The organism is Streptomyces sp. NPDC034049 (assembly GCF_055575575.1).
The window spans coordinates 198,275-216,543 of the sequence record NZ_JBVISJ010000005.1 but is presented as its reverse complement, the minus strand read 5'-3'; the positions used below and the strand labels follow the sequence as shown (position 1 = coordinate 216,543).

Here is an 18,269-nt window from a genome sequence, read left to right as displayed (position 1 = left end):
TGATTACTGGCGCGGACGTGTAGGTGCGAACGCGGTGTGCGCACGCGATGAGGCGTGGAGGTACCGGATGGGCGAGCACAAGGGCGGGAACGGGCCGCATGTGCGGGTGGCGGTGATCGGGTCCGGGTTCGGCGGGCTCGGGGCCGCCGTACGGCTGCGGCGCGAGGGGATCACCGACTTCGTCGTCCTGGAACGGGCGGGATCGGTCGGTGGCACCTGGCGCGACAACGACTATCCCGGGTGCGCATGCGACGTGCCGTCCCATCTCTACTCGTTCTCGTTCGCGCCCGACTTCCCCTGGCCGCGCGCCTTCTCCGGGCAGGAGCACATCCGGGCCTATCTGGAGCATGTGACGGACGTCTTCGGACTGCGGCCGCACCTGCGCTTCGACTCCGAGGTGACGAGGATGGCCTGGGACGCGGAGCGGCTGTGCTGGGACATCGAGACCAGCGCCGGGCCGCTGCGCGCCGACTTCGTCGTCTCCGCCACCGGGCCGCTCTCCGACCCGAAGGTGCCGACCGAGGCCGAGCTGCCGGGACTCGGCTCCTTCCCCGGCAAGGTGTTCCACTCCGCCCGCTGGGACCACGGCTACGACCTGCGCGGCAAGCGGGTCGCGATGATCGGCACGGGCGCCTCCGCGATCCAGATCGTGCCGGCGATCCAGCCCGAGGTCGGCCGGCTGACCCTCTTCCAGCGGACCCCGCCCTGGGTGCTGCCCCGCGTCGACCGGGGCATCGGCGCGGCCGAGCAGTGGCTGCACAAGCAGCTGCCGCTCACCGCCCGGGCCCGGCGCGGACTGCTGTGGGGCGTACGGGAGTTGCAGGTGCAGGCCTTCACCAAGCGGCCCAACCAGCTGGGCCTGGTGGAGCGGTTGGCGAAGCGGCACATGACGCGGGCGGTCAAGGACCCCGAGCTGCGCGCCCGGCTCACGCCGGACTACCGCATCGGCTGCAAGCGCATCCTGCTGTCCAACACCTACTATCCGGCGATCACGCGGCCCAACGTCGACGTGGTCGCCTCCGGGCTGGCCAAGGTCGACGGCTCCACGCTCGTCGCCGCCGACGGGACCGCCGCCGACGTCGACGCGATCGTCTTCGGCACCGGGTTCCATGTCACCGACATGCCCATCGCCGACCGGGTGGTGGGCGCCGACGGGCGCACGCTCGCCGAGAGCTGGGCGGACGGCGGGATGCGATCGCTGAGGGGAGCGTCGGCGGCCGGGTTCCCGAACTGGATGACGATCATCGGACCCAACACGGGTCTCGGGAACTCCAGCATGATCCTGATGATCGAGTCCCAGCTCAACTACATGGCCGACTACGTACGGCAGTTGGACGTGCTGGGCGGCCGGGTGGCCCTCGACGCCCGGCCCGCGGCCGTGGACGCCTGGACCCGGAGGGTGCAGCGGCGCATGGAGCGCACGGTGTGGAACACCGGGGGCTGCACCAGCTGGTACCTCGACGCGAGCGGGCGCAACACGACCGTCTGGCCGGGCACGACCACCGAGTTCCGCGGCGCGACCCGGCGGGTCGACCTGAGCGAGTACGAGGTGCTGCGGCCGGCCCCGGCGGGTACGAAGGACGTCGCCGGGGCGACGGACGCGGAGAAGGTGGAGGCCGGAGCGTGACCCGACTGACCCATGTGAAGCACGGGCCCTACGCGCCGCCCGTCGCCGTACGGGAGCTGGCGGCCGTGTCCGCCGACGGGGCGCGGCTGCACGTCGAGGTGCACGGCCCCCAGGAGGACGCGCCGACGGTGGTGCTCGTGCACGGCTGGACCTGCTCGACGGCTTACTGGGCGGCGCAGGTCCGCGACCTCGCCGTCGACCACCGGGTCGTCGTCTACGACCAGCGCGGCCACGGCCGCAGTCCCGCCTCCGCCGTGTGCACCGCCGACGGACTCGCCGACGATCTGGAGGCGGTGCTCGCGGCGACGCTCGCGCCGGGCGAGAAGGCGGTGCTGGCCGGGCACTCCATGGGCGGGATGACCCTGATGGCCGCCGCCGGGCGGCCGGGCTTCCAGGAGCACGCGGGGGCCGTCCTGCTGTGCAGCACGGGCAGTTCGAAGCTGGTCGACGAGTCGCTGGTCGTGCCGCTGCGGCCGGGGCGCCTGCGGACCTGGCTCACCCGGAAGGTCCTCGGGTCGCGGGCGCCGCTCGGGCCGGTCACGCCGGTCGCCCGGCGGATCCTCAAGTACGCCACGATGGGCCCCGGTTCGTCGCCGGTGATGGTCGAGGCGTGCGCGCGGATCGTGCACGCGTGCCCGGCCAGGGTGCGGCACGCCTGGTCGCACGTCCTCGACTCGCTCGATCTCGACGACGGCGTACGGCGGTTGACGGCGCCGACGGCCGTCGTGGTGGGCACCGCGGACCGGATGACCCCGCCCGTGCACGCGCGGGCGCTGGCCGCCGCGCTGCCCGACTGCGTGGGCGTGAGCGAGCTGACCGGGGTCGGACACATGGCACCGGTGGAGGCACCGGAAGCGGTCGCCGCGCGCATACGCGAGCTGGTGGCGATGTACGTACGTGCTGGACGGGACGAGTTGGAGGAGGCGGGCGCATGAGCAACGGCAGCACCCTGGAGGGGCGGGTCGCGGTCGTCACCGGCGCCGCGCGGGGCGTCGGGGAACTCCTCGCGCGCAAGCTCTCGGTGCGGGGGGTGAAGGTCGCGCTCGTCGGCCTCGAACCGGACGAGCTGAAGCGGGTCTCGGAGCGGCTGTACGGCGAGAGCGAGTACTGGCACGCCGATGTGACCGACCACGAGGCGATGACGCGGGTCGCGGCGGAGGTGAAGGAGCGGTTCGGGCGGGTCGACATCGTCGTCGCCAACGCGGGCGTCGCCAACAGCGGGCCGTTCGTGGACTCCGACCCCGACTCCTGGCGGCGGGTCATCGAGGTCAACCTCGTCGGATCGGCCGTCACCGGGCGGGCGTTCCTGCCGGCGCTGATCGAGAGCCGGGGGTATCTGCTGCAGATCGCCTCCCTCGCGGCGATCACCCCGGCGCCGATGATGACGGCGTACTGCGCGTCCAAGGCGGGCGTCGAGGCGTACGCGCACTGTCTGCGGGCCGAGGTCGGGCATCAGGGGGTGGGGATCGGGGTCGGGTATCTGTCCTGGACCGACACGGACATGGTGCGCGGGGCCGACAAGGACGAGGCGCTGCGGGAGTTGCGGGAGCGGCTGCCGTGGCCGACCGGGAAGACGTATCCGCTGGGGCCGGCCGTGGACCGGCTCGTCGCCGGGATCGAGCGGCGCTCCAGCCATGTGTACGGGCAGTGGTGGCTGCGCGGGATGCAGGGCGTGCGCGGGTATCTCCCGGCGCTCATAGGGACGTTCGCGCCGCGCGAGGTGCGGCGGATGGAGCCCCGGCTGCGCGAGGTGGCCAAGGGGCTGGTGGGCGCCGGTGGGGCGGCCGACGAGCGGACGCGCGGGGTGGGGGCGCCGGAGCGGCGATAGCCGTGTGTCACCGAGCGTCACTGATCGACATGCGTGGTGTGTTCGTGCGTGTTTGTCTGGTCGAGGCCCGATCCCCTGACCCGAAACGGGAGTGAAACCACATGGGCATGAAGGACCAGTTCCAGGACAAGGCTGAGCAGCTGAAGCGGAAGGCCGGACAGTCGCCGGAGGAGCGGCAGCGGGCTCAGCGGCCTGGTGAGCGCGAGCCCCAGCGTCAGCCGCAGCCCGGTCAGCCGCAGCCCGGTCAGCCGCAGCGTGAGCACGGCCGGCCGCAGCGCGAGCACGGGCAGCCGGAGCGCGGTGCGCGGCGGCGTGACGAGGAGTCGGAGCGCCTGATGCGGGACGAGGAAGACCGCGTCCGCCAGGACTTCGACGTCTGACACCCGCACCCGGCCCCGGCCGTGTGACCCGCGGGGCACTCTCCTCCACCGGAGAGTGCCCCGCGTTCTTGCGTTCCGGCGGCGACTGACTCGGTGTTCGCGACGGCCCGGCCCCCGGGGGGCCGGGCCGGGGTCCTACGAACTCGGTCTCGGGGGCAGTTCGGGGCGGGCCCTGTTCGGGACGCCCGTGTAGTCCGGGGGGTTCGCCGGGGGGTGGGACTTCAGGAGTTCCAGGGCCAGGCCGACCGCCGCCTCCAGCTGGGTGTTGCGGCCCTCGGCCCAGTCCAGCGGGGTGCGGAGGGTCTCCAGGTCCGGGGTGACACCGCGGTTCTCGACGGTCCAGCCGTACGCGTCGAACCAGGCGGCGTTCATCGGGACCGTGATGACCGTGCCGTCGCCGAGCTGGTGGCGGCCGGTCATGCCGACGACACCGCCCCAGGTGCGCAGCCCCACGACGGGGCCGAGCCGCAGCAGTTTGAACGCGGCGGTGATCATGTCGCCGTCGGAGGAGGTCGCCTCGTCGGCCAGGGCGACGACGGGGCCGCGCGGGGCGCTCGACGCGTACGACACCGGCTGGGCGTTCCTCGTCAGGTCCCACCCCAGGATGGTGCGGCTCAGCTTCTCCACCACCAGCTCGCTGATGTGGCCGCCCGCGTTGCCGCGCACGTCGACGATCAGGGCGGGCCGGGAGACCTCCATGCGCAGATCGCGGTTGAACTGGGCCCAGCCGGAGCCGCCCATGTCCGGGATGTGCAGATAGCCGCAGTGGCCGCCGCTCAACTCCCGTACGACCTCACGGCGTTTGGCGACCCAGTCCTGGTAGCGCAGGGGGCGTTCGTCGGTGAGGGGGACCACGGCGATGCGGCGGGGGCGGTCCTCCAGGCCCGTGTCGGCGGGGTCCTCGGGGCCGTCCTCGGACGGGTGGGGCGCGGCGGGCTGGGTGAACGTCAGCTCGACCGTGGTGCCGCCCGCGCCGACCAGCAGGGGGTACGGGCCCGTCGTCGGGTCCACCGGGCGGCCGTCGACGTGGGTGAGGGCCGCGCCCTCCCGGATCCCGGTGCCGGCCAGGGGCGAGCGTGCCTTGGAGTCGGAGGAGTCGCCGGGCAGGATGCGGCGGATCGTCCAGTCGTCGCCCCGGCGGACGAAGTTGGCGCCGAGGAAGCCCTGGCGGCGCTGGTAGTGGGGCGGGCCCTCGTTGCGGCGGGCGGGGGAGACATAGGCGTGGGAGGTGCCGAGTTCACCCAGCACCTCCCGCAGCAGGTCCGCGAACTCGTCGGGGGAGGCGACCCGTTCGACCAGCGGGCGGTACTGGGCGAGGACGCCGTCCCAGTCGATGCCGCTCATCCGCGGGTCCCAGAAGTACGCGCGGATCAGCCGGCCGGCCTCCGCGTACGCCTGGCGCCACTCGGCGCCCGGGTCGACCTCGTGCGGGATGCGCCGCAGGTCGATCCAGACGGTCGTGTCGCCGTCGCCGGACTCGGTGGAGGGGACGGCCCGCAGGTCGCCCTCGTCCACGACCACGAGCCGTGAGCCGTCGCCGCTGACGGCGAACCAGTCCAGGTGCTCGACGAGTTCGGACTTCTTCGCCTTGCTGATGTCGAAGTACTCGAGGGTGGGGCGCCCGGTCATGTCGTCCGGGTTGGCGAAGGTCTCGCCCAGGGCGCCCGAGATCGGCCACCGCAGCCAGACCAGGCCGCCGCCCGCGACCGGGTACAGCGCCGAGTACTTGGAGGCGGTGACCGGGAACGGCGTGACGCGGCTCTCCAGGCCCTCGGTCTCCACGGTCACCGTGCCGTCGGTGTTCTCGTCCTCGGTGGGGTCCATGCCCCCGGCGACCGGGCGGCCGTCGGGGTTCAGGGCGAAGGGGGAGGGCGTGGCGGAGGAGAGCGGCACCAGGTAGGGGCGGCAGCCGAGCGGGAAGGACAGGTCGCCGGTGTGCACGTCGTACACCGGGTCGAAGCCGCGCCAGGAAAGGAAGGCGAGGTAGCGGCCGTCGCTGGTGAACACCGGGTTCTCGTCCTCGAAGCGTCCGCCGGTGACGTCGACGACGGTCCGGTCCCTCATCCGGGCCATCTTGATCTGGCGCAGGCTGCGGCCGATGCCCGGGTGGGACCAGGTCAGCCAGGCGCCGTCGGGGGAGAAGGCGAGGTCGCGGACGGGGCCGTTGAGGGAGGTGATGAGTTCGGTGACCTCGCCGTCGGACTCCTCGGTCCCCGCGGCGGCGGCCACCTCGTCGGGCACGGTCAGCAGCAGGACGCGGCCGTCGTGCGAGGCGACGGCGAGGCGTTCGCCGCGCGGGTCGGAGACCACTTCCAGGACGCGGCCCAGGTCGCCGGAGGCGAGGCGGCGGGGCTCGCGCGGGCCGGTGGCCCCGGGGAGGTGGGCGATCTCGATCGCGTCCTCGCCGTCCGCGTCCGTCACGTACGCCACCCGGCCGCTGGAGCCCAGCATCTCCGGCAGCCGGACGCGGACGCCCGGGGTGTCGGCGATGGTCCGGGCGGGGCCGTCGCGGTGGGTCAGCCAGTACAGGCTGCCTCGGACGACGACCGCGCTCGCGCGGCCCGTGCCGTCCACGGAGATGCCGTCGACGTGCTGCGCGGCCGGCACCTGGTACGGCCGCCGCCCGGTGCGCGCTCCGCCGAGCCGTACGTCGAGCCGGCGCGGGACGGCGTCGGCGGCGAGGTCGTCGACGAGCCACACCTCGCCCGCGCACTGGTACACCACCCGGGTTCCGTCGCTCGCCGCGTGCCGGGCGTAGAACGCGTCGTGGTCGGTGTGGCGGCGCAGGTCGGAGCCGTCGTGGGCGCAGGAGTAGAGGTTGCCGACGCCCTCGTGGTCGGAGAGGAAGGCGATCCGGCCGCCGACGAACATGGGGGAGTGCAGATGGCCGTCGAGATCGGCCAGCAGCCGCTCGCCGTGCAGCCAGAGGCGGCCCGTGGCGCCGCCCCGGTAGCGCTTCCAGGAGGCCGGTTCGTGCGGGGGCGTGCCGGTCAGCAGCAGGGTGCGGCGCTCGCCGTCGATCTCGGCGGACTGGATGTCGGAGACCGGGCCCCAGGGGAGCTTGCGGCCGGGGTCGCCGTCCGTGCCGACCTTGTAGGCCCAGGTGAAGTGCGAGAACGGCTCGCCGTGGGAGGCGACGGCCAGAATGTCCGAGCGGCCCTCCCGGTTCGGCGGTGTCCAGCCGCGGACCTCGGTGTCGGGGCTGCCCCAGTGGGTGAGCCGGCGCGAGGGGGCGCCGCCGTCCACCGGGATCAGATGGATCTCCGGGAGGATGCTCCGCCAGCTCGTGTACGCGATGTGCCGTCCGTCGGGCGAGAAGCGCGGAGTGGCGACCTTCGTACGGTCGACGGTGAGCCGCCAGGCGCGCTCCGAGCCGTCCAGCGGGGCCAGCCACAGATCGTCCTCGGCGACGAAGCAGAGGTGGTCGCCGCTGAGGTGGGGGTGGCGGAGGTAGCCGGAGTCCCGGCGCGTTCCTTGCTCGTAGCTGTCGCTCACCCACCCATGCTTTTCCGGTCGGGAGGCACCGGCAACTTCTACGCGCCGCACCCACTGCCGGGCGACCGACGGGATGACCGACCGGGCGGCCCACCAGGTGATCGACCAGGTGATCGACCGGGCGGCCGTGCCCGTGACCGACTGCGTGAGCCACCGCACGTACGAAACGGTTTCGTTTTCTTCGGATCCCGCGCTATCGTTAAGCGTACGAAACCGTTTCGTTCGGGAGCGGGCGTCCAGCTGGTGTCACCCGTGCCGTGCCGCACGGCCGGTAGCCTGTCGTCCTCGAACGTGCAACCGCAGCAAGGGGAGTGACATGACTGAGACCGCGACGGCGCGCCGCAGTCGGATCACGCCCGAGCGCGAGGCCGAGCTCTACGCGGCCGTCCTCGACCTGCTCCGCGAGGTCGGTTACGACGCCCTCACCATGGACGCCGTGGCCGCCCGCACCCGGTCCAGCAAGGCCACCCTCTACCGCCAGTGGGGCGGCAAGGCCGAGCTGGTCGCGAAGGCGATGCGGCACAACAAGCCGGGTGTCGACATCGGCTCGGTCGACACCGGATCCCTGCGGGGCGACCTGCACGCTCTGGTGATGAGTACCGATGACTGCGCCATGGAACAGAACAACGCGCTGATGCGGGGTCTGGCCATGGCGGTGCACGGAAATCCCGACCTGCTGAAGGCCTTCCGTGAACTGATCATCGAGCCGGAGATGCTGGAGATCCGCCGCGTGGTGCAGCGCGCCGTCGACCGGGGTGAGGTCCGTCCGGACAACCCCGCCGTCGACTACGTGGTGCACATGTTCGTCGGCGCCTTCGTCGCGCGGGGCGTGATCGAGAACCAGCCGCCCACGCAGAGCTTCCTCCGGTCGTACCTCGACGCCGTGGTCCTCCCCGCTCTCGGCGTCTCGACCTCCCTGTAGTTCCCCGCAGTTCGGCACGTACCCGTCCGACCCACCGCTCACGTCGTCGGGCTGATCACCCCTGCCCCGCCCCACACCGCCCTGCCTCCTTCCTCCCCACGGCACGGGCTGATCCGTCCTGCCCTCCTGCACCTCACGACCTGAACGGGAGCACGCCCCGTGGCCACATTCCTCTACAAACTCGGCCGACTCGCCTTCCGGCGACGACACGTCGCCGTCCTCGTCTGGGTGGCTCTGCTGACGCTCGCGGGCGTCGGCGCCGCCTCCGCGCCCGCCGCGGGCTCGTCGTCCTTCTCCATCCCCGGCACCGAGGCCCAGAAGGCCTTCGACCTGCTGGAACAGCGCTACCCCGGGATGAGCGCCGACGGTGCCACCGCTCGGGTCGTCTTCAAGGCGCCCGAGGGCGAGAAGATGGCCGACGCCGCCAACAGGGCGATCGTCGAGAAGACCGTCGCGGAACTGGGCGACGGCTCCGAGGTCGTCTCCGTCAGCGACCCCTTCACCACCAGGGCGGTCAGCCGCGACGGGACGATCGCCTACGCCTCGGTGACCTACGACGTCCCGGCCATGGAGCTGAAGGACTCCTCCCGGGAGGCGCTGGAGGCCACCGCGCACAAGGCGCAGGACGCCGGGCTGACCGTCGAGATGGGCGGTGACGCCCTCCAGGCCGAGCCCGAGACGGCCGCCGCCGGCGAGATCATCGGCCTGGCCATCGCCGCCGTCATCCTCGTCATCACCCTGGGCTCGCTCGTGGCGGCCGGGCTGCCGCTGCTGACGGCGATCATCGGTGTCGGCATCGGCGTCTCCACGATCACCGCCCTCGCGAGCGCGTTCGACCTCGGCGACACCACCTCCACGCTGGCCCTGATGATCGGCCTCGCGGTCGGGATCGACTACGCGCTGTTCATCGTCTCCCGCTACCGCTCCGAGCTGGCCGAGGGACGGGAGCGCGAGGAAGCGGTCGGGCGGGCCGTCGGCACCGCCGGCTCGGCGGTGGTCTTCGCGGGGCTCACGGTCGTGATCGCGCTCGCCGGTCTCGCGGTGGTCGACGTCCCGATGCTGACCAAGATGGGTCTCGCCGCGGCGGGCACGGTCGTCGTCGCGGTCCTCATCGCCCTCACCATGGTCCCGGCGCTGCTCGGCTACGCGGGCCGCAAGGTCCGGCCGGCCGACGAGAAGGGCGGACTGCTGGGGCGGCGCAAGGGGAAGGGCTCCGCCGGGGGCGCGGGCAAGGGCGCTGCGGTGGACTCCGCCGAGGGCTCAACCGAGGGCTCCGCCGTGGTCAAACCCAGTCTGGGCACCCGTTGGGCGAGCTTCGTCGTGCGTCGTCCGGTCGCCGTGCTGCTGTTCGGCGTGGTCGGTCTGGGGGCGGTCGCGCTGCCGGCCACCCAGCTCGAACTGGGCCTGCCCGACGACGGCTCGCAGCCGACGTCCACCACGCAGCGCCGGGCGTACGACCTGCTCTCCGAGGGCTTCGGGCCCGGCTTCAACGGTCCCCTGATGGTCGTCGTCGACGCCGAGGACAGCGCGTCCCCGAAGGAGGCCGCCACCGCGGTCACCGACGAGATCAAGGGTCTCGACGACGTCGTGACGGTGACCCCGGCGACGTTCAACAAGGCCGGTGACACCGCGATGATCACGGTCATCCCGGAGTCCAAGCCGTCCTCCACGCAGACCGAGGACCTGGTGCACGCCATCCGTGACGCGGGCGCCGGCGTGGCGGCCGACACGGACGCGAAGGTGCTGGTCACCGGCGCGACGGCGATGAACATCGACTTCTCGCAGAAGCTCACCGACGCGCTGATCCCGTATCTGGCGCTGGTGGTGGGACTGGCCTTCCTCCTGCTGATCGTGATCTTCCGGTCGATCCTGGTGCCGCTGAAGGCGGCCCTCGGCTTCCTGCTCAGCGTGCTGGCCGCGCTCGGCGCCGTGGTCGCGGTCTTCCAGTGGGGCTGGCTGGCGGGGCTCATCGGGGTCGAGGAGACCGGCCCGATCATGTCGATGATGCCGATCTTCATGGTGGGTGTCGTCTTCGGCCTGGCGATGGACTACGAGGTGTTCCTCGTGACCCGGATGCGTGAGGCGTACGTCCACGGCGAGAACCCGCACCAGGCCGTGGTGACCGGCTTCAGGTACAGCGCCCGGGTGGTCGCGGCCGCCGCGGCGATCATGATGGCCGTCTTCGCCGGCTTCATCGGCTCCGGTGAGTCGATGATCAAGATGATCGGCTTCGGCCTCGCCATCGCCGTCTTCTTCGACGCGTTCGTCGTCCGCATGGCCATCGTCCCGGCCGTCCTCGCCCTCCTGGGCGACAAGGCCTGGTGGCTGCCGAAGTGGCTCGACCGCGCGCTGCCGAACGTCGACGTCGAGGGTGAGGGCCTGCGGGCGCACGACGACGCGGCCGGGAAGCGGGCCGAGGACGACGAGGACGAGGACGAGGACAGGACGCTGGTCCGCCTCTGACGCGTGGGAAGGACCGCCGGTGAGGGCCCGTGGGGACGGGCGCCCTCACCGGCTCTCGCGTGCCGGGGTAAGCATGACGGGTGACCGAACAGACGCAGCAGACGCAGCAGACCCCCCAGGGAACCCGTGACGACCGCGTGGGGCCGCCCCACCGGGGCACCGAGCGCGAGACGCTCCGCGCCTTCCTCGACTACCACCGCGCCACGCTCGCCATGAAGTGCGCGGGACTCACGGACGAGGAGCTGCGGCGCCGGTCGATGCCGCCGTCCACGCTGACCCTGCTGGGTCTCGTACGGCACATGGCGGAGGTGGAACGCGCCTGGTTCCGCCGGGTCTTCGAGGATCACGACGCGCCGATGGTGTGGTCGAAGGAGATCGACTTCCAGGCGGCGTACGACGCGAGCGCCTCGACGCGGGCGGAGGCGTTCGGGGCGTGGGAGGCGGAGGTGGAGACCTCGCGGCGCATCGAACGGGAGGCGGAGTCCCTGGACCTCGTCGGCCGCCAGCCGCGCTGGGACGAGGAGGTCTCGCTCCGCATGGTCATGATCCACGTCCTGCTGGAGTACGGCCGCCACAACGGCCACGCGGACTTCCTGCGGGAGGGGGTGGACGGGACGGTGGGGGCGTGAGGGGCAGGGGCGCGGGGCCGTCGACAGCTAGGGGTCCCCTAGAGGTGCTGTTTGGCGGTGTTGATGAGGTGGGCGATCCCGTCTCGGGTCCGTACCCGGCGTTCGACGAACTCCGGCCTGCTGTCGGTCTTGTGGACGGCGGTGACCTCGGCGAGAACGGTCTCGGCGGCCCGGCCCAGTTCCTCGTCGGCCGTGAGCATCTGTACGCGGAACAGCGCCTCCTGCGCGGCGGACCGCAGGTCGTACGCGCGGACGCGGACCGTGTCGGGGTCCTCGGGCGGGGGCTGTTCGTGCTCGCAGAACCACAAGTGGACCAGGGCGCGGCGGTAGTTGATCAGCGCGCCGGCGTACAGGGAGTAGGCGTCCAGGCGTTCCTGACGGAGTTTCTCGCGGCGGGTGAACTCGTGGGTGCGGTCGGTGGCGCGTTGCTGGAAGGCGAGCGTCAGCCCCGACCCGAGCAGCGTTCCGAGCACGGCTATGCCACTGGCGATGATGGTCTCCACCCGCCAAGCTGATCACGCGACGACGGTCCACGTCAGTGACTGCCGGGGGCACGGAAGGGGTGGGGCGGGGGTGGCGGGATGGTCGGAGAGGCTGCGGCAGGCGTTCCTGAGGTTCGACCGGAGCCACGGTGGGGCCGAACCGCCTCCGCGGGCGCAGGTGTTCCTGGCCAGGCATCCGGTGGCGGCCGGAGTGGTCTTCGGCGTGCTGCTGGGCGGCCTGGTCGGGTGGGCGTCGGCCGCGTTCCACGATCCGGCGCGGCTGCCGGGGGCGGTGGCGGTCGGTCTGTGCGGAGGCCTGTCCATTTGGCTCTTCTGCCGCTTCGAGCGCCGCCGCCAGGCCCACTACGCCCGCGCCGGAGGCTTCCGCCGGGACGCTCCCCGGCCGCCCGTCCGGGACGAGGACACCCTGCCGGTCTGGCTGGAGGGCCTGCTCTGGATCAGCCACTGGACCGTCTGCCTCGTGCTCCTGTGGCTCGTCGGCCGGCTGCGGAATCCGCCCTTCACCTGGGTCCAGTGCGCGGTCTACGCGGGGTTGCTCGTGGTCGGCGGCTGGGTCGTGCGTCTGGTCCAGGAGCGTCGTCGACGCCGGGGAGGCTGAGCGCGGGCTCGCGACCAGGGATGCGGGCTTCACGTCGAGCGGGCGGTGGGGAGAGTGTGAGCGCCTTCGGAATGCGGTCACGGGGACGTGCCGACCGGCGGGTCGCCGTCGGGGTCGGGGCCGGGAACGTGGTCCTGTGCTGTGTGCTGCTCCTGGTGGCCGTCGGCGCGCTGTTCGCGGAGCCCACCACCCGGGCCGAGGAGACCGAGGCGGGGCAGCTCGCGGGCCGGATCTACGGGTGCTGGTTCCTCGGCGGGCTGGTCCTGTTCCCCGTGTTGCGGATGACGCGGACGTGGCTCGTCCACCTGGCCACGATGCTCGTGACGCCCGTCGTGCTGTTCGCGCTCGTGGTGCTGTCGGCGGTGGCGCGGTGACGCGCGGCCGCTCGGTGACGCGGCCCGACGCCCACCTCATGGGGAAGGCCTGGGAAGCACACAGGAATTGCTCATAGCATCACGCGCATTCCATGACGGGAACATTCGGAAAGCGCGGTTCCGTAGATGAGCACAGCACCCAAGAGCGGCGGCGGTCGGACGCACGGTCACGGTCACGACCACCACCACCACGACGACGAGTTCGACAGAGGGCTCTCGTACGACCTGCCCGTGTTCGCCCGCCGCCGGATGCTCGGACTGCTGGCCGGCGCGAGCATGATCCCGCTGGTCGCGGCCTGTTCCGCGGACGACTCCGGCGGCTCCGCCGCGGACCCGGGCTCCTCCGGCTCGTCGTCCTCCTCCTCGTCCGGCACCTCCGGCTCCGACTGCGAGGTGATCCCGAGCGAGACGGCCGGCCCGTACCCGGGCGACGGCTCCAACGGCCCGAACGTCCTGGAGGAGAGCGGTGTCGTCCGGCGCGACATCACCACCAGCGTCGGCTCCTCGAACGGTGTCGCCGAAGGCATCCCGCTGACGATCACGCTGACGGTCGTCGACCGGTCCTCCGGCTGCGACACCCCGAAGAAGGGCGCGGCCGTCTACCTGTGGCAGTGCGACCGGGAGGGCAGGTACTCCCTCTACTCCGACGGCGTCACCGAGGAGAACTACCTGCGCGGCGTCCAGGAGACCGACGCCGAGGGCCGGCTCACCTTCACCTCGATCTTCCCCGGCTGCTACCCCGGCCGCTGGCCCCACATCCACTTCGAGGTCTACGACAGCCTCGACGACGCCACCGCCACCCGGGACATCGCCGTCACCTCACAGCTCGCCTTCCCCAAGGACGTCTGCGACACCGTGTACGCGACGGACGGCTACGGCGACAGCGTCCGGAACCTCGGCGAGCTGTCCCTGGAGACCGACATGATCTTCAGGGACGGCTACGACCAGCAGCTCGCCACCGTCGAGGGCAGCACCGACAAGGGGTACACGGCCACGCTCACCGTGGCGGTGTAGCGGGGTAGCCGGCCGGTCCCGGCGGGGCGAGGTGCGTCGTGTCGCCCCACCCCGCCGGCCGTAGCCGCCGCCCGTCGTTCTCCCACCGCGAGACCGAGGCGTTGGGGACGGGCGGCAGCCGGTCGGGGGCCGTCGCGCCGAGCCCCGCGCACACGAGACGTACGGCGACCGCGATCGCGTCGTGGGCGATCAGGAGGACACGGCGGCCGGGCGCGACGCGGTCCAGTTCGCCGACGAAGTCCCGTACCCGCAGCACCACATCGGCGAGCGCCTCACCGCCCGGCGGACGGTAGAACCACTCGCCGGCCTGGGCCCGCCGTGCCGCCTCCTCCGGTGCGCGGGCCCGCGACGCGGCCGGCGGGTGCATCTCGAAGATCCCCATCTCCCGGTCCCGCAGCCGCTCGTCGACCAGCAGCGGTGGCGGGACCACACCGGGATGCCCCGCCATCACCTCCCACGTCTGCCGCGCCCGCACATACGGCGAGCACACCACCACATCCGGGGCCGACTCCGGCCCGCCCGGCTGCACTCCCCGCGCCCCGGCCAACCCGGCCAACCACCCACCCAGCGCCCCGGCCTGGGCGCGGCCCAGGTCGGAGAGGGGGACGTCCGCGCCGCGGCCCGGCAGGGGCACCGTCGAGCCCGTCCGCTCGGCCTCCTCGTACGCCACGTTCGCCGTGCTCTGTCCGTGCCGCACCACCCACAGCGCGGCGAGCGTGTACGGCGGTGCCAGCCCCTCACCGGGGGCCGTCGTGATCCCCGTACCGGTGGCGTCGTCCCTCCGCGCCGTCATGAGTCCCCCAGGTCGTGGCGATCCGGCTCTTCGCGTCGGTCGCCGACATGCATACCCAGGGGGCCGCTCCGAACGCTCCGCTCAGTGCGCCACCGGCGTGGTCGTGTACGTCCGCCGCAGGAAGCGGACCAGCGCCTTGGTGTCGAACTGCATCACCGCCACCTCTCCCTCGGTGGAGTGGAACTCCATGACGGCCTGGACCCGGCCGCAGGGCCAGATGCTCACGGAGCCGGCGGTGGTGGGGGTGCGCAGGCCGCGTTCGAGAAGCTCGCGGGGGAAGGTCCACTCGTCGGGGCCGGGCAGGCGTACGCGCACGGCGGAGGCGTCGGTGTCGGGGTCGTAGCGGAGGACGACCGGCACGGTGTCCCGGTCCTCGGGGGAGTCCGTGACGACATGGGCCCGGGCGTACTGCTCGACGGTGACGGACATCGAACGGCTCCTCACGCTGAGTGACACAAGCAGAAGCTGTGCATCCGCTGTCCCCTGCCTCTCCAATGTCGCACATTTTCGGCCGCGCGCCCCCGGAGGCCCTGGAAGGGCACTGCACGGGCACGGCGAGGGCGCTGGAAGGGCACGACAAGGGGGCCGACGAGGCGGCCGTCGGGGCGCGCGGTGCATCGGGGAGCGTCCGGCGAATCCTTGGCTATTCGGTATACAGGCGCTCTTGCAAGAGGATCGCAATAAGGCACTATCATCGTAAGGTTCCAGCCAGCGCGTCCCCACCCGGTGGCCCGGCCCCCTGTCAGGAGAGCGAGCCCTCGTATGCATGTCCCCGACGGATTCATCAACGCCCCCGTCTCGGCGGTCGCCGGAGTGGTCGCCGCCGGAGCGGTCGCCGTGAGCCTGCGCGGTGCCCGGCGCGAACTGGACGAGCGGACGGCGCCCCTCGCCGGACTCGTCGCCGCGTTCATCTTCGCCGTGCAGATGCTGAACTTCCCGGTCGCGGCCGGGACCAGCGGACATCTGCTCGGCGGGGCCCTGGCCGCGATACTCGTGGGCCCCTACACCGGGGTCCTGTGCGTGTCCGTGGTGCTCCTCATGCAGGGCATCCTCTTCGCGGACGGCGGCCTCACCGCCCTCGGCGTGAACATCACGATCATGGGGGTGATCACCTCCGTCGTCGGCTACGCCGTCTTCCGCGCGCTGGTCAGGATCCTCCCGAGGAAGCGGCGCTCGATCACCGCCTCCGCCTTCGTCGCCGCCCTGGTCTCGGTGCCGGCCTCGGCCGCCGCCTTCACCCTCGTCTACGCGATCGGCGGCACCACGGACGTGCCGATCGGCTCCGTCCTCACCGCCATGGTCGGCGTCCACGTCCTCATCGGCATCGGCGAGGCCGCGATCACCGCCGCCACGGTCGGCGCCGTCGTCGCCGTACGCCCGGACCTCGTGCACGGCGCCCGCGGCCTGACCGCCCCGCTGAAGCTGCGGGTCGACGGTGAGCTGGTGGACGCCCCCGCTGCCGGGCCGGCCACCGCGCCCGCGCCGGCCGCGGCCCGCTCGACCCGCAAGGTGCTCCTCGCCGGGCTCGCCACCTCGCTCCTCCTCGCCGGTGTCGTCAGCTTCTACGCCTCCGCCGACCCCGACGGTCTGGAGAAGGTCGCCGCCGACAAGGGCTTCGACGCCAAGGCCGAGGAGCACGCCGCCGCCGACTCCCCGTTCGCCGACTACGGCGTCGAGGGCCTCACCGACGCCCGCCTCGCCGGCGGCCTCGCGGGCGTGATCGGCGTCGGCGTCACCGTCGTCGCCGGTACGGGGATCTTCTGGGCCGTCCGCAAGCGGCGCGCCGGCGAGGACGCCGCCGTGTCCCCGACCTCCGTGCCCGAGAACGCCTGACATGGGCGCCGGCCACGTCCACAAGCTCTACCGGCACGCGCACTCGCCGGTGCACGCCCTGCCGCCGCACACCAAACTCGCGGCCGTCTTCGCCTTCGTGGTCGTCGTGGTGTCGACGCCACGGGAGGCGATGTGGGCGTTCGGGCTGTACGCCGTGCTGCTGGGCGTGGTCGCGTACCTGGCCCGCGTGCCCGCCGGCTTCCTGCTCCGGCGGCTGCTGATCGAGATCCCGTTCGTCGCGTTCGCCGTGCTGATGCCGTTCGTGGCGCAGGGCGAGCGCGTCGAGGTCCTCGGGATGTCGCTGAGCGTCAGCGGGCTGTGGGGCGCCTGGAACGTCCTCGCCAAGGGGACACTGGGCGTCGCCGCCTCCGTCCTCCTCGCCTCCACCACCGAACTCCGCGCGCTGCTGCTCGGCCTGCAACGCCTCAGACTGCCGCCGCTGCTCGTCCAGATCGCGTCCTTCATGATCCGCTACGGCGACGTGATCACCGACGAGATGCGGCGCATGCGGATCGCGCGCGAGTCACGCGGGTTCGAGGCGAGCGGCGTACGGCACTGGGGGGTGCTCGCCAAGACGGCCGGGGCGCTGTTCATCCGCTCCTACGAGCGGGGCGAGCGGGTCCATCTGGCCATGATCAGCCGGGGGTACGCGGGCACCATGCCCGTCATCGACGAGGTGACCGCGTCCCGGGCGCAGTGGTCGTACGCCTTCGCCCTCCCGGTCGCCGCGCTCGTCGTCTGTCTGCTGGGATGGAGCCTGTGACCGCGTCCGAGAACCCCGTGCCCCCGTCCCTCGAAGTGCCCCCGTCCCTCGAAGTCGCCGGCCTCGCCTTCGCCTACCCGGACGGCCATCAGGCCCTGTTCGGGGTCGACTTCACCGTCGGACGCGGCGAACGGGTCGCGCTGCTCGGGCCGAACGGGGCCGGCAAGACCACCCTCGTGCTGCACCTCAACGGCATCCTCACCGGGGGCGCGGGCACGGTGACCGTCGCCGGGATGCCCGTCGGCAAACGGCACATGGCCGAGATCCGGCGCAAGGTCGGCATCGTCTTCCAGGACCCCGACGACCAGCTCTTCATGCCGACCGTGCGGGAGGACGTGGCCTTCGGGCCCGCGGCGGCGGGCATGACCGGGCCCGAACTGGAGGCCCGGGTGGACCGGGCCCTCGAACAGGTCGGCATGGCCGAGTTCAAGGAACGGCCGCCGCACCACCTGTCCTTCGGGCAGCGGCGGCGGGTGGCCGTGGCGACGGTGCTCGCCATGGAGCCGGAGATCCTCGTCCTCGACGAGCCGTCCTCCAACCTCGACCCGGCCTCCCGGCGCGAACTGGCCGACATCCTGCGGTCGTTGGACGTCACGGTCCTCATGGTCACGCACGATCTGCCGTACGCGCTCGAACTGTGCCCCCGGTCGCTGATCCTCAGCGAGGGGGTGATCGCGGCGGACGGGGCGACGGGGGAACTCCTCGTCGACGACGCGCTGATGCGTGCGCATCGGCTGGAACTGCCGTTCGGGTTCGATCCGCGGTCGGTGGGTGTGGGGTAGGGCCGGGTCGGGGGTGCGTCGTCGGGTGCGGGTGCGTGGGGCTTCTCGCGCAGTTCCCCGCGCCCCTAAACGCGTCAGGCCCCTGAGGGCCTGAAAGCGACGGGGCTGCGGGCCTGGAAGTCCACGGCGCCGCAGGTCTGGAAAGCGACGGGGCTGCGGGTCTGGAAGGGGACGGGGCTGCGGGCCTGGAAGTCCACGGCGCCGCAGGTCCGGAAAGCGACGGGGCTGCGGGTCCGGAAGGGGACGGGCTGCGGGCCTGGAAGTC

At 72.4% G+C, this 18,269-nt stretch carries 18 protein-coding genes; 13 read left to right on the top strand and 5 right to left on the bottom strand.

All coding sequences use genetic code 11. The features are described from left to right. Nucleotides 1-67 precede the first annotated feature (67 nt). The 4 genes from ACZ52C_RS17175 (at nucleotide 68) to ACZ52C_RS17160 (ending at nucleotide 3,835) form a co-directional block, all read left to right on the top strand. Nucleotides 68-1,627: a flavin-containing monooxygenase gene (locus ACZ52C_RS17175; protein ID WP_469075491.1), complete on the top strand. Its 1,560-nt coding sequence runs from the start codon at nucleotides 68-70 to the stop codon at nucleotides 1,625-1,627. Further along, nucleotides 1,624-2,562, top strand: a complete 939-nt coding sequence (locus tag ACZ52C_RS17170; protein ID WP_469075490.1) for an alpha/beta fold hydrolase — start codon at nucleotides 1,624-1,626, stop codon at nucleotides 2,560-2,562. The genes ACZ52C_RS17175 and ACZ52C_RS17170 overlap by 4 nt, the downstream gene beginning before the upstream one ends. After that, a complete protein-coding gene (locus tag ACZ52C_RS17165) occupies nucleotides 2,559-3,455 on the top strand; it encodes an SDR family oxidoreductase (protein ID WP_469075489.1) in 897 nt (298 codons plus the stop codon). The genes ACZ52C_RS17170 and ACZ52C_RS17165 overlap by 4 nt, the downstream gene beginning before the upstream one ends. Nucleotides 3,456-3,562: 107 nt before the next feature. Beyond that, nucleotides 3,563-3,835 (top strand): hypothetical protein, encoded by a 273-nt coding sequence (locus ACZ52C_RS17160; protein ID WP_469075488.1) that lies wholly within the window; start codon nucleotides 3,563-3,565, stop codon nucleotides 3,833-3,835. A 135-nt stretch (nucleotides 3,836-3,970) separates the two neighbouring features. On the opposite strand, the gene ACZ52C_RS17155 is transcribed toward ACZ52C_RS17160, so the two are convergent. Further along, nucleotides 3,971-7,330 carry a S41 family peptidase gene (locus tag ACZ52C_RS17155; RefSeq protein ID WP_469075487.1) on the bottom strand — a complete coding sequence of 1,120 codons (3,360 nt, stop codon included), beginning with the start codon at nucleotides 7,328-7,330 and terminating at the stop codon, nucleotides 3,971-3,973. A gap of 316 nt (nucleotides 7,331-7,646) precedes the next feature. On the opposite strand from ACZ52C_RS17155, the gene ACZ52C_RS17150 reads away from it, so the two are divergent. The 3 genes from ACZ52C_RS17150 to ACZ52C_RS17140 all read left to right on the top strand — a co-directional run bounded on the left by ACZ52C_RS17150 (nucleotide 7,647) and on the right by ACZ52C_RS17140 (nucleotide 11,344). Continuing rightward, complete coding sequence (locus ACZ52C_RS17150) at nucleotides 7,647-8,252, top strand: TetR/AcrR family transcriptional regulator (protein WP_469075486.1); 606 nt, start codon at nucleotides 7,647-7,649, stop codon at nucleotides 8,250-8,252. Nucleotides 8,253-8,411: 159 nt separating this feature from the next. Further along, nucleotides 8,412-10,715 (top strand): MMPL family transporter, encoded by a 2,304-nt coding sequence (locus ACZ52C_RS17145; protein ID WP_469075485.1) that lies wholly within the window; start codon nucleotides 8,412-8,414, stop codon nucleotides 10,713-10,715. Between the two features lie 80 nt (nucleotides 10,716-10,795). Next, complete coding sequence (locus ACZ52C_RS17140) at nucleotides 10,796-11,344, top strand: DinB family protein (RefSeq protein ID WP_469075484.1); 549 nt, start codon at nucleotides 10,796-10,798, stop codon at nucleotides 11,342-11,344. A gap of 38 nt (nucleotides 11,345-11,382) precedes the next feature. On the opposite strand, the gene ACZ52C_RS17135 is transcribed toward ACZ52C_RS17140, so the two are convergent. After that, entirely contained in the window at nucleotides 11,383-11,847 is a 465-nt protein-coding gene (locus tag ACZ52C_RS17135) for a hypothetical protein (protein ID WP_469075483.1), read from the bottom strand. A gap of 70 nt (nucleotides 11,848-11,917) precedes the next feature. On the opposite strand from ACZ52C_RS17135, the gene ACZ52C_RS17130 reads away from it, so the two are divergent. The 3 genes from ACZ52C_RS17130 (at nucleotide 11,918) to ACZ52C_RS17120 (ending at nucleotide 13,833) form a co-directional block, all read left to right on the top strand. Next, a complete protein-coding gene (locus ACZ52C_RS17130) occupies nucleotides 11,918-12,445 on the top strand; it encodes a hypothetical protein (RefSeq protein WP_469075482.1) in 528 nt (175 codons plus the stop codon). A gap of 56 nt (nucleotides 12,446-12,501) precedes the next feature. Next, a complete protein-coding gene (locus ACZ52C_RS17125) occupies nucleotides 12,502-12,819 on the top strand; it encodes a hypothetical protein (RefSeq protein WP_469075481.1) in 318 nt (105 codons plus the stop codon). 126 nt (nucleotides 12,820-12,945) lie between these two features. Further along, on the top strand, nucleotides 12,946-13,833 hold the full coding sequence (locus ACZ52C_RS17120) for an intradiol ring-cleavage dioxygenase (protein WP_469075480.1): 888 nt from the start codon (nucleotides 12,946-12,948) through the stop codon (nucleotides 13,831-13,833). On the opposite strand, the gene ACZ52C_RS17115 is transcribed toward ACZ52C_RS17120, so the two are convergent. Both ACZ52C_RS17115 and ACZ52C_RS17110 read right to left on the bottom strand, forming a co-directional pair. Next, the gene (locus ACZ52C_RS17115) at nucleotides 13,817-14,533 is read right to left on the bottom strand and encodes a histidine phosphatase family protein (RefSeq protein WP_469075753.1); all 717 of its coding nucleotides are present in this window, start codon (nucleotides 14,531-14,533) and stop codon (nucleotides 13,817-13,819) included. The two genes, ACZ52C_RS17120 and ACZ52C_RS17115, sit on opposite strands and share 17 nt — an antisense overlap. 174 nt (nucleotides 14,534-14,707) lie before the next feature. Then, entirely contained in the window at nucleotides 14,708-15,055 is a 348-nt protein-coding gene (locus tag ACZ52C_RS17110; RefSeq protein ID WP_469075479.1) for an SsgA family sporulation/cell division regulator, read from the bottom strand. Between the two features lie 333 nt (nucleotides 15,056-15,388). Here ACZ52C_RS17110 and ACZ52C_RS17105 point away from each other — a divergent pair, with 333 nt between their 5' ends. From ACZ52C_RS17105 to ACZ52C_RS17095, 3 genes are read left to right on the top strand one after another with little or no spacing between them, the layout of a single operon-like run. Next, nucleotides 15,389-16,459, top strand: a complete 1,071-nt coding sequence (locus tag ACZ52C_RS17105; RefSeq protein WP_469075478.1) for an energy-coupling factor ABC transporter permease — start codon at nucleotides 15,389-15,391, stop codon at nucleotides 16,457-16,459. Between the two features lies 1 nt (nucleotide 16,460). Further along, nucleotides 16,461-17,222 (top strand): cobalt ECF transporter T component CbiQ, encoded by a 762-nt coding sequence (gene cbiQ / locus ACZ52C_RS17100; protein WP_469075477.1) that lies wholly within the window; start codon nucleotides 16,461-16,463, stop codon nucleotides 17,220-17,222. Next, nucleotides 17,210-18,004 carry an energy-coupling factor ABC transporter ATP-binding protein gene (locus ACZ52C_RS17095; RefSeq protein WP_469075476.1) on the top strand — a complete coding sequence of 265 codons (795 nt, stop codon included), beginning with the start codon at nucleotides 17,210-17,212 and terminating at the stop codon, nucleotides 18,002-18,004. Before cbiQ ends, ACZ52C_RS17095 begins: the two co-directional genes overlap by 13 nt. Nucleotides 18,005-18,078: 74 nt before the next feature. Here ACZ52C_RS17095 and ACZ52C_RS17090 read toward each other — a convergent pair. After that, on the bottom strand, nucleotides 18,079-18,269 hold a 191-nt coding region (locus ACZ52C_RS17090; RefSeq protein WP_469075475.1), incomplete at its 5' end, for a hypothetical protein.

Bases quoted from the DNA above. Each gene is read 5' to 3' on its own strand.
- ACZ52C_RS17175 (WP_469075491.1), top strand. From the start codon at position 68: ATGGGCGAGCACAAGGGCGGGAACGGGCCGCATGTGCGGGTGGCGGTG.
- ACZ52C_RS17165 (WP_469075489.1), top strand. From the start codon at position 2,559: ATGAGCAACGGCAGCACCCTGGAGGGGCGGGTCGCGGTCGTCACCGGC.
- ACZ52C_RS17160 (WP_469075488.1), top strand. From the start codon at position 3,563: ATGAAGGACCAGTTCCAGGACAAGGCTGAGCAGCTGAAGCGGAAGGCC.
- ACZ52C_RS17150 (WP_469075486.1), top strand. From the start codon at position 7,647: ATGACTGAGACCGCGACGGCGCGCCGCAGTCGGATCACGCCCGAGCGC.
- ACZ52C_RS17120 (WP_469075480.1), top strand. From the start codon at position 12,946: ATGAGCACAGCACCCAAGAGCGGCGGCGGTCGGACGCACGGTCACGGT.
- ACZ52C_RS17110 (WP_469075479.1), bottom strand. From the start codon at position 15,055: ATGTCCGTCACCGTCGAGCAGTACGCCCGGGCCCATGTCGTCACGGAC.
- ACZ52C_RS17105 (WP_469075478.1), top strand. From the start codon at position 15,389: ATGCATGTCCCCGACGGATTCATCAACGCCCCCGTCTCGGCGGTCGCC.
- cbiQ (WP_469075477.1), top strand. From the start codon at position 16,461: ATGGGCGCCGGCCACGTCCACAAGCTCTACCGGCACGCGCACTCGCCG.
- ACZ52C_RS17095 (WP_469075476.1), top strand. From the start codon at position 17,210: ATGGAGCCTGTGACCGCGTCCGAGAACCCCGTGCCCCCGTCCCTCGAA.